Source organism: Polaribacter marinus (genome assembly GCF_022662535.1).
Classification (GTDB): Bacteria; Bacteroidota; Bacteroidia; order Flavobacteriales; family Flavobacteriaceae; genus Polaribacter; species Polaribacter marinus.
In genome coordinates, this window is the sequence record NZ_JAKQYM010000020.1 from 1 (window position 1) to 9,534 (window position 9,534).

Below are 9,534 nucleotides of genomic sequence, written 5' to 3' on the forward strand. Positions count from 1 at the left end.
CTATAAACTTCTATTTTCCTTCGGAAAATAGCCGTTCATTTTAATCGCAACTTTTCATAACACAACAACGTTAGGCACAAGCTACTCACTCAACTCAAAATATGAATCCAAAACAAAAATTAGAATCTATTTTAAATAACAAGTACGAATCTGAAGATGGAGATTTATATAAAATAGAATTGTTGGACGGAATGACCAGCGAAGAAATAACTGAATATAAAAAACAGTTACCGAACAATTTTCTTCCGACAGAAATAGAAGAGCTTTTAAAGTTCTGTAAAGGCTTTGAATTTTTCGGATTAGAAGAAGTTCGATTTGACTCATTTGGCCATTTTGGTTTTGAAGATATGTTTCCGAATTCAATCCAACTTGCAGGCGATGGATTTGGAAATTTTTGGATTCTTGACATTGACACAAACGGAAATTGGAATTCAGTTTATTATGTCTGCCACGACCCAGCAGTTATTGTAAAACATTCCAGGGACTTAACTCAATTCATTGAACAAATTGATGAATATGGAAAAAAAGGAAATGAATCCACACTTGACATAATTCACGAACAAACCGTAATGGAAATTTGGACTGAAAAAGTCGGAATTATGGAAAAGAACGAAAAAGACTATGATTTCGAAAACAAAAAAATAGAATTCCCAGAAATGTTTTTAATTGCAGATTTAACAAATGAACCAATAAAAACTGGGTTTCCTTGGGGAAAATCAGGTGCGAATACAAAAATCATAAGACCGACAGATAAACCGATTTGGATTGTAGAGAAAAAAGTAAAACAAGGATTTCTATCAAGATTATTCGGAGGAAAAAAATAAAGCCAGATGCCTAACACCGTGTATAATTAATTGCTTGGTTTTAGCCAATTTACGAAAGTCCTCGCGGACTTTCTATCTGTGTTTTATTTACTAACTTTAGTGCTTAAAACACACAACTAATCATACACAACAACGTTGCAAAAAACTGGCTGAAAGTATAATTTAAGAACAAAAGTTATTTTAAAATATATTTTGTTTTACAAGTTAGAAAACTCAAAAGGCGGAAAAAAGTTTGAAAAAAAATGCTGCGGAACACTCTCTCGAGATTGGAAAATTCTGAAAGAATTTTATTAATAATTAGTGTTTCAGAACGTTGAAAAAGTTGGTCAAATTTAACTAGTTTGAAAATTAGTGAAAACTTGAAACTTATTTACTGTTTGAAAAGATAATTAAGCAAAGTGTTGAATAAATGTTGGTGGAATTAACTCTCAAACACAAATTTAGAAAGGCTGAGAGATTTAGAGAACAAAAAGGTTTACTAGCTTTCGGAATTAAATGCGCCTGAAAACACGAAAAAACTAAAATTGAGAAACTGAATAAATTGCGGAATTAAAATATTGTCGGAATTTACTCTCAAACTCAAAAAATAGAAATTGAAGACATAAAAAAGAAAATTAAACCCGCATTTTGCAACACCGTGCATAATTTATTGCTTACACGGTTTTTCTTACGAAAAACCTCGAGCACTTAAAAGTCCGTAATTATTGGTTTTTTTTTAGCTAAATTTACGCAACAAACCATAGCACAAATACGTTGTACTACATTATGAAAAAAACTTCGCTAATTTTAATAACGATTCTGATTTCAATAAAAGCAAGTGCTTGCAGTTGTGAATGGAGTGGGAATTTTTTGAAAATTGCTAATAATTCAGAATTAGTGATTAAAGGAAAAATTATTGAACATAATTATCATACTGAAAATGGAAAACGTTTCAAAGATTATGACAAATATTTTGAGGAAACTCTAAAAAATGAATTTGACCCTTATTATGGAACTGGAGAATCAATAAAAGTAGAAATTATTGAAATTATAAAAGGGAAAGAAGAAAGGAAAATTATTGAAATATTTGATACAGATGGAGCAGATTGTAGAGCAAGTATTCGTGAATTTAAAACTGGAAAGACTTATATTTTCGCAACTTATAAACCACGAAGAACTGGAATAAAACTGCCGAATGAAACTGAAAATGATTATGCAATTGGAAGTTGTTATGAAAGTACTTTAGAATATTTACCAAAAGAAAACAAAGTTTTTGGAATGATTAAAGGAAAATCTTACAAACGAAAAAATATAAAATATAGTTACGAAAAATTGAAATGCAAAATTGAAAATGAAAATTAACGTAGTACAACACCGTATAAACTTTATTGCTAACTATTTGCTTACTTGCGAAAGTCCTCGCGGACTTTCTTGGTCAGTAATTATTTAGTAACTTTACTGCTAAACTAACGCAACAAAGCTTATACAACAACGTTACCCAACATAGAAAATGAAACTCAAAACATCAATAATAATTTCAATTCTTTCTTCTTTAGGAATATATTTATTGTTTTCCAATTCTGATGTTAGGAATATTAATAACTTCAACTTATTACTGAATATTTCTGCCATTTTAATAGTAATTGGAATTATCGGATTTATTATTTATTTAATAGCTAAAGAAAGTAGGAAAATTAAAAATATTACTATTGGATTGGTTTTTATTTCATTAGCAATAAATTCTTACGTTGGGTTTTATAAGTATCAAATGAATAAAAGGAATAAAATTCTTTCTGAATATTATGAATTAAAAACTTGTAAAGAAATGGAAACTCGATTTGCAAGTGACTTAAAAAAAGGAGAAATAAAGTATTTCTTTTTCGGAATTGGTTATGATACGGAATTGGCAAAAATATTAGACGATAAATATAAAATTGAAACTTTCGGAATGGGCTGTATGATTCAATCTGAAATGATTTGTTATAATGAATTAGTAGATAAATTCCTGAAAGAAAAATATAGCAACTCAATAAATGGAATTTATAAAGAAATAAGAATTGAATAAAAAACGTTGGGTAACACCGTGTATAAAAAATTGCTTAATTTTTGCTTAACCAAAGTTAGTCGCATTTTTGTAAACTTCTATTTTCCTGCGGAAAATAGCCGTTCACTTTAAATGCAACTTTCCATAACACAACAACGTTACCACTAATTAGATGGACAAAAAATACCTTGAGAAAAACAAAACGAAAATAAGTTGGATTACAGGAATTGGATTTATTCTATTGCTTGTTTTTATTCAATCAATTTCATATTATAAAAACACATCGAAATTTGACAAAGAAAGTTCAAGAATAACAGTTGCTGAAATATATAAAACTCATTGGAATAAAGGAATTACTTTGTATACTGATTATGTATATAAAGTAAACGGAAAATTATACAAATCTGGAACAGGTGGAGAAAACTCAAATGAATTTAAAAACTGGAAAAAATCTGACTCTAGAAAATACGCTTTAATTTACAATATTGAGAATCCGAAATTGAACTTTTTGTTATCTGAAAAAAGACTTTCTGACACAGCTGAATTGGGAAATGAACTTAATGATGAATATTTTGACTATAACAATTTGGAATCTAGAATGAATACACAAACTGTACAAACTGCTTATGTAGAGGAAAAGTATTTGAAAGAATATAAGGATTGGAAAAAAGGAAAAAACTAGTGGTAACACCGTATAAACTTTATTGCTGGTTTTAGCTCACTTGGGAAATTCCTCCGGAATTTCGCCGTTCGTGTTTTATTTATTAAATTCACTGCTTAAACATCGCAACAAAGCTTATACAACAACGTTGGGCATAATTTGAACGAAATGAGAAAAATATTGATAATATTATTAATTGGAATTTCCAATATTACATTTTCACAAACAATGACAGAAATTGATTCTGTTTCTTATGTAATGTGTGATTACCTGAAAAATTTGGAAATTAAAAATGATACACTGAAAATTAACTCATTATACGAAAAGCAACTTTATCCATATTTAGGAAAATTTAAGCAATCACAAACTCAAAAAATTGGACAACAAGTTTATTATAGACTTCAAAGGAATTGTGTGGAATTCCGAAATTTATTAGACAGATTGGAACCGCCAAAAGAATCAGTGACGAGAATAACGGAAAAACCAAAACCTGAAATTTCGAAAAAGCAACTCAAGGAATTTAAAAACGAAAAGGAATTTTATTATTTCGAAGTTGCTGGAGATACAACAAGAGTAAAAATGGAAAAAGGAAAATGGACGGACTCATTTTCTAATAATACATTTTCAAAACTGACCTATAATTGGATTAACGAAACAGAATTTGAATTAGTTTTTGTGGAAAGCAACAATGAAACAAGTTCAAATTTTAGTGTAAAAGGAGATAAATATATTTATCAGATTTTATCAAAGGAAAATGGATATTATCAAATGACAGTAAATATTCCTGGACAAGAAACTTTTGAGAAATTTAAAATGTATTACGAATAAAAAACTATGCCCAACACCGTGTAAAAAAAATTGCTTATTTTTAGCTTAACCAAAGTTAGTCGCATTCTTGTAAACTGCTATTTTCCTGCGGAAAATAGCCGTTCACTTTAAACGCAACTTTCCATAACACAACAACGTTGTGTACAATTTAAGAAACGACCGAAAACAAATTGAATAATTTGAGAAAAATATTAGCAATTACTTTTTTACTTATTTTACAATCTTGCTACTTTGGAGCTGGATTAGTTGAAAAAGAAATAACGGGCAATTACTTTTTATTTGCTAATAATGAACTAAACGAAATGAGTATTTGGTTTCACGCTGAAAAATATTCTAATCGACTAATTGTTCCTGAAACAGTTTTTGCATTAGGAGAAAATGGAGATTTTATTATTGCAAAAAGTCATCCTAAAAATCTTGAAAACGGAATTAATAAAAATGTGACATATTATCACATTATAGAAGTTGATAAAAAAAACACTGAACAAAGTCCCTATTTGACTTTGGAGCAATTTGAGAATAAAAGAAAAGAGCTGAATATTCCTAATAATTTGGACTTTGACATTGTTTACGAAGAATTGAAATAAAAATATACTTGAGGAAAACAGCAATAAATATAAAAAATGAAAAATGGAATGAAATAATCTCTGAATTGAGAAAAAGAGGTTGGATTGTTACTGCTAAATATTACGGATTTGACACTGGAATTGATGATGATTTTTTAATTTTAAGAAAGGGATTTAAAAAAATATTATTTGGTTGGACTAATTGGTTTGAAGGAGAAATAAAATGTAGTGACCGAATTTTTGAATATTTAGAATCTGAACTAAAACTAGAATTTGAATATGGAAAACCGACAAGTCTTAAACCACTTGTGATTTCAACATATAGAATCCAATCTTTACCATTATTTCTCGTGAAAAAACTGAATTTATTAAAGAATTGAAAATAAAAAAACTGTACACAACAACGTGTAAAATTAATTGCTAGTTTTAGCTCACTTGGGAAATTCCTTCGGAATTTCGCCGTTCGTGTTTAATCTAGTAAATTAGTTGCTTAAAACACGCAACTATTCTTACACAAAACCGTTCTACACCATTTGACAACGCAATGAAAATTTTTAGTAAAAACAATAATCCAGAACACGAAAATCGATTAAGACTTCAAAAATTAGTCGATAATGCAAAGAAATCTGCTATTCCAACTGGATGGAAAAAAGAAACATTTGCTGTTGGAGGATTAAGCGAAGTTGGATTTTCAAAAAATCATCCTGAATTGCTACTAATTGTTTCAAGTCAAGGTCGAGGAATTATTGACTGCTCGAAATTTGAATTGACCGAAAGAGATAATAATACCGATTTTGATTGGTTTAATTCTTATGAACTTTGGTCTATGGGAATTGGAAAACTTGCGAATGAAAAAATAACTATTAGCGGATTATGTGGAGGTGGATTACCACTCTTGAATCAATATGGAGATGGAATTCAATATATGGCAACTGAATGGCCAATAATCGATTTAATATTTGAACCAAATTTTAAAAGTATATACAAAGAAGATGACGGAAAAGATTGCTTTAGAATTTTTCACGATTATGAAATAAGAGCTTTCGGATTTTCACACAATGGAGAATATTTTGTTACAGCGACAAGTAGTGAAATAAATGTATATCGGAAAGAAAAAACGGTGTAGAACATCGTGTATAAAAAATCGCTATATTGTGCTTAAATTATGATCGTTGCTCTTTTGTTACTTCTGATTTTCCTGCGGAAAATCCTCGCATACAAATACGCAACTTTTCATACACAAACACGTTAGTAAAAATAGCTCCGAAATTATAATTCCCAATTAAACTGAATTATAAAAACTTTATTTATCGGAATTTCTTCTCACTCAAACTCGGAATTGATTGCTTACTCGAATTTCGGAATTTTAGCTTGAATCCGAAATTTACTCTTGCGGAATGAATTACTCATTCGGAATTTTTACTCTTGCGGAATTTCTAGCTGAATTAATAATGTTGTTTACTCTTACGGAAAATTAAACCACTCAACTTTGGAAAAAATCACTCTTGTGTCTTTATGCACTTACTCTACTCTGTCGCTACTTTTACTAACAATATGTATAATTCATTGCTTGGTTTTTAACTTTTCGGAATAATCCTTCGGATGATTCCTCTGGTTCGTTTCTTTTTGTTAAATTAGTTTCTGAAATACGCAACGAAATCATACACTAAACCGTTAGCAAAAACTGGGTTGAATCGCCTCAAATTGGCTTAAGTTCTTAAAATACAGTTTTCGCTTAAAAATGTAAAATCAAAAATTTGCAAAACTGAACTCTGAAAAAATGTGTGAATTTCTAAAATGTGGAACACTCTCTCGCTCGTGAAATTCTTGCGGAATTTTAGCAAGTTTTCGGAATTATAAAACGTTGAATTTACTCAAAATCTGAAAACAAATATTGCGGAATTCTTACTCGAACTCTGAATTTAGAAAGTTTGCTGAATTATTGCTAAAAAGCTGAACTTTAAAAATGAAAAAAAGAAAATGAAAATAGTGGAAAAATTGAAAGAAAATCAAAAAACACGCATTTGCTAACACCGTGTATAAAAAATTGCTAATTTAGTGCTTTATCAAAGTTAGTTGCATTTTTGCGTACTTCTGAATTTCCGTTGGAAATTCCTCGCACACAAAAACGCAACTTTCCATAACACAACAACGTTAGCTACAACCTGAAAAATGAGATACGTAAAAATAATTTCGGTATTTATTATAATTCTGACTTTCGCAGGATGTTCAGTAAAAGAATATTATTTCCCAATGTCTGAATTGACTAATGGAAAAGTCTATAAATACGAATGTAAATCTGAACCAACTAAAACCCAATACTGGAAACTAACTGCTGATTTAAAAAATCAAATTCTGACTACAGAAGCATACGAAAGTGATTTCAGACAATATGAGTTGTTTAAAGAAAAAATTACTGATAAAGGGACAGAAGTAATAGAATTTATAAGTTACTTCAAAAACGAAAAAGGAATAATATTTCCTGTAAAAAATACACCTAAAGATGTTGATGTTTTTAGATGGAAAAAAAAAGAATCTTATAAATATTCTTCTGAAAATCAATATGACTCTAACACCAAAATGATTTTTTCAAAAGAAAGAGAATATATTGGAAAAGTAAAAATCAATATTCTCGGAAAAGAATACGAGGCTGCTAAATTTAAAGGAAGTTATAAAACAGTAATTGAGAATTCAACAGAAAAATTTGAATACACTCAATACAGTTATTATGCGAAAGGAATAGGTTTAGCAAAAATGGAAAAGGAATATTCAGACGGAAAAAAGGAAACTCTTGAACTGACTGAAATTATGACTATTGACGAATGGAATAAAAGGCAGTAGCTAACACCGTGTATAATTAATTGCTTCATTGAGCTTACTTGCGAATATTCCTGCGGAATATTCACGGGTTCGTAAATGTTTGCTAACTTAGTTGCTTAACCACGCAACTAACCATACACAATCACGTTAGGCACAATATGAACAAACCATATGGAAGAACAACAACCAGAAGAACAAAAAATTGAAACTTTCGAAGAAAAATTCGAAAAATTCATCGGAACAGCGAAACATGAAATTACTTCGCTAAAATCGGAATTGAATGATATAACGGAATTATATAATGATTTTGTAAAAAAGCCAAGTACAGCAGTTTTAAGTAAAGCAGAGAAACTGAACGAAACTTTTGAAAAGGTAAATGAATACAGTTCGGAAATATCAGAAGTTGAGACAAAAGTACAAGAATTTGATACTAAAGTTTTTGGAAAAACAGCAGAGGACAAAGAGTCTTTAAAATTCAAATTGAATGACTTAAAAACTCAACACGAAGAATTACACGGAGAATGGGAAGGTAATTTTGAAACTTTGTCAACAAAAATAGAAGGTCTTCTTCCAGGTGCTACTTCTGCTGGACTTGCAAAATCTTATCACGACCAAAAAGAGAGTTATAAAATGCCAAGCATACTTTGGTCTATAGTTTTTATCGCAACTATGATTGGAATGGTTTGGTTTGCAGTTGCAACAATAAAAGATAGTGATACAGTAGGTGGTGCTTTTATGCATATTCTTGCTAGAATACCATTTTTTGTTCCAGCAATTTGGCTTGCATTATTTGCGAGCAAACAACAAAGTCAAAACCGAAGACTTGAACAAGAATATGCTCATAAAGAAAGTCTAGCTAAATCATACGAAGGTTATAAAAGAGAAATTGCTAAACTTCCTGAAAGTTCGGATAAAAACGAAATTATGGAAAAATTGGTTGCTTCATTAATTGAGGCTTCTAGCTATAATCCAAGTGATACATTAGAAAAAAAGTCACATAATGATTCACCTCCACTTTTGAGTTCTTTAATGAATAGAAAAGAAGATAAAACCGAATAAATACTGTGCCTAACACCGTATAAAAATAATTGCGGTTTAGTACTTAATCAAAGGTCGTTGCTTGTTTGTTACATCGGATTTTCCTTCGGAAAATCCTCGCATACAAACCCGCAACTATTCTTATACATAAACGTTGTAAAACATTTTTGAAATGAAAATAGGATACAAAAAGAAACACTTAAATGTGAATTTAATTTTAGGACTCGTTTGGTTAGTTTGGTTCTTTGTCGGAGTTTTTGGAAAAGAAAAACCGAATTGGACTGACTATGGATGGATTGTAATTTCGATAATGTATTTAGGACTCTACTTCTACCAAAAAAATTACAAATATTTGACCATTGAAAACGGAATTATAAACGTGAACGGACCATTCGGAAAAAAACTAAATTTGAGTGAAATAAAACGGATTAAAAAATTTGCAGGAGATTATATTTTAAAAACGGACAAAAAGGAATTGACTATCAATACGCAGATTATTGACCCGAATTCGCTCGCTGAATTAAATGCGGAATTTGAAAAACTGAATATAGAATGGGATTAAAAAAACGTTTTACAACAATGTATAACCGCAATTACGGCGGATTCGACTACGTCCGAATCCACTCGGAATTGCTAACGTCTGTGCTAAACCGAAAATAACCGCTAATTTAACCCGTAACTGACGGTTATACGAGACCGTTACCAAAAATAGCTCAATCACTCAAATCCTGAATTTAAAATAGCATTTAAAAGCTAAAAAAAAAGAATTTAAAA

11 protein-coding genes are annotated in these 9,534 nt (G+C 29.9%); all 11 read left to right on the forward strand.

The window, feature by feature from the left end; all coding sequences use genetic code 11:
* Positions 1 to 101 precede the first annotated feature (101 nt).
* The 11 genes from MC378_RS14635 (at position 102) to MC378_RS14685 (ending at position 9,322) form a co-directional block, all read left to right on the forward strand.
* Entirely contained in the window at positions 102 to 824 is a 723-nt protein-coding gene (locus MC378_RS14635; RefSeq protein WP_242179522.1) for an SMI1/KNR4 family protein, read from the forward strand.
* A gap of 765 nt (positions 825 to 1,589) precedes the next feature.
* Positions 1,590 to 2,165, forward strand: coding sequence for a hypothetical protein (locus tag MC378_RS14640; RefSeq protein WP_242179524.1), 576 nt, complete (start codon positions 1,590 to 1,592; stop codon positions 2,163 to 2,165).
* Between the two features lie 148 nt (positions 2,166 to 2,313).
* The gene (locus tag MC378_RS14645; RefSeq protein WP_242179526.1) at positions 2,314 to 2,868 is read left to right on the forward strand and encodes an FEKKY domain-containing protein; all 555 of its coding nucleotides are present in this window, start codon (positions 2,314 to 2,316) and stop codon (positions 2,866 to 2,868) included.
* A gap of 151 nt (positions 2,869 to 3,019) precedes the next feature.
* Positions 3,020 to 3,529: a hypothetical protein gene (locus MC378_RS14650; RefSeq protein WP_242179528.1), complete on the forward strand. Its 510-nt coding sequence runs from the start codon at positions 3,020 to 3,022 to the stop codon at positions 3,527 to 3,529.
* A 207-nt stretch (positions 3,530 to 3,736) separates the two neighbouring features.
* On the forward strand, positions 3,737 to 4,336 hold the full coding sequence (locus MC378_RS14655; protein ID WP_242179530.1) for a hypothetical protein: 600 nt from the start codon (positions 3,737 to 3,739) through the stop codon (positions 4,334 to 4,336).
* 179 nt (positions 4,337 to 4,515) lie between these two features.
* The gene (locus tag MC378_RS14660; RefSeq protein ID WP_242179532.1) at positions 4,516 to 4,923 is read left to right on the forward strand and encodes a DUF3997 domain-containing protein; all 408 of its coding nucleotides are present in this window, start codon (positions 4,516 to 4,518) and stop codon (positions 4,921 to 4,923) included.
* A gap of 8 nt (positions 4,924 to 4,931) precedes the next feature.
* Positions 4,932 to 5,282, forward strand: a complete 351-nt coding sequence (locus MC378_RS14665) for a hypothetical protein (protein WP_242179535.1) — start codon at positions 4,932 to 4,934, stop codon at positions 5,280 to 5,282.
* A 164-nt stretch (positions 5,283 to 5,446) separates the two neighbouring features.
* On the forward strand, positions 5,447 to 6,028 hold the full coding sequence (locus tag MC378_RS14670) for a hypothetical protein (protein ID WP_242179536.1): 582 nt from the start codon (positions 5,447 to 5,449) through the stop codon (positions 6,026 to 6,028).
* A 1,046-nt stretch (positions 6,029 to 7,074) separates the two neighbouring features.
* Positions 7,075 to 7,743: a hypothetical protein gene (locus tag MC378_RS14675; protein ID WP_242179537.1), complete on the forward strand. Its 669-nt coding sequence runs from the start codon at positions 7,075 to 7,077 to the stop codon at positions 7,741 to 7,743.
* A 150-nt stretch (positions 7,744 to 7,893) separates the two neighbouring features.
* A complete protein-coding gene (locus MC378_RS14680; RefSeq protein WP_242179538.1) occupies positions 7,894 to 8,781 on the forward strand; it encodes a hypothetical protein in 888 nt (295 codons plus the stop codon).
* A 151-nt stretch (positions 8,782 to 8,932) separates the two neighbouring features.
* Positions 8,933 to 9,322, forward strand: coding sequence for a hypothetical protein (locus tag MC378_RS14685; RefSeq protein ID WP_242179539.1), 390 nt, complete (start codon positions 8,933 to 8,935; stop codon positions 9,320 to 9,322).
* Positions 9,323 to 9,534 lie beyond the last annotated feature (212 nt).

What these genes read in the sequence shown, in the direction of transcription:
- MC378_RS14650 (WP_242179528.1), top strand. Translation starts at nt 3,020, where the DNA reads ATGGACAAAAAATACCTTGAGAAAAACAAAACGAAAATAAGTTGGATT.
- MC378_RS14655 (WP_242179530.1), top strand. Translation starts at nt 3,737, where the DNA reads ATGACAGAAATTGATTCTGTTTCTTATGTAATGTGTGATTACCTGAAA.
- MC378_RS14670 (WP_242179536.1), top strand. Translation starts at nt 5,447, where the DNA reads ATGAAAATTTTTAGTAAAAACAATAATCCAGAACACGAAAATCGATTA.
- MC378_RS14640 (WP_242179524.1), top strand. Translation starts at nt 1,590, where the DNA reads ATGAAAAAAACTTCGCTAATTTTAATAACGATTCTGATTTCAATAAAA.
- MC378_RS14680 (WP_242179538.1), top strand. Translation starts at nt 7,894, where the DNA reads ATGGAAGAACAACAACCAGAAGAACAAAAAATTGAAACTTTCGAAGAA.
- MC378_RS14645 (WP_242179526.1), top strand. Translation starts at nt 2,314, where the DNA reads ATGAAACTCAAAACATCAATAATAATTTCAATTCTTTCTTCTTTAGGA.
- MC378_RS14685 (WP_242179539.1), top strand. Translation starts at nt 8,933, where the DNA reads ATGAAAATAGGATACAAAAAGAAACACTTAAATGTGAATTTAATTTTA.
- MC378_RS14675 (WP_242179537.1), top strand. Translation starts at nt 7,075, where the DNA reads ATGAGATACGTAAAAATAATTTCGGTATTTATTATAATTCTGACTTTC.
- MC378_RS14635 (WP_242179522.1), top strand. Translation starts at nt 102, where the DNA reads ATGAATCCAAAACAAAAATTAGAATCTATTTTAAATAACAAGTACGAA.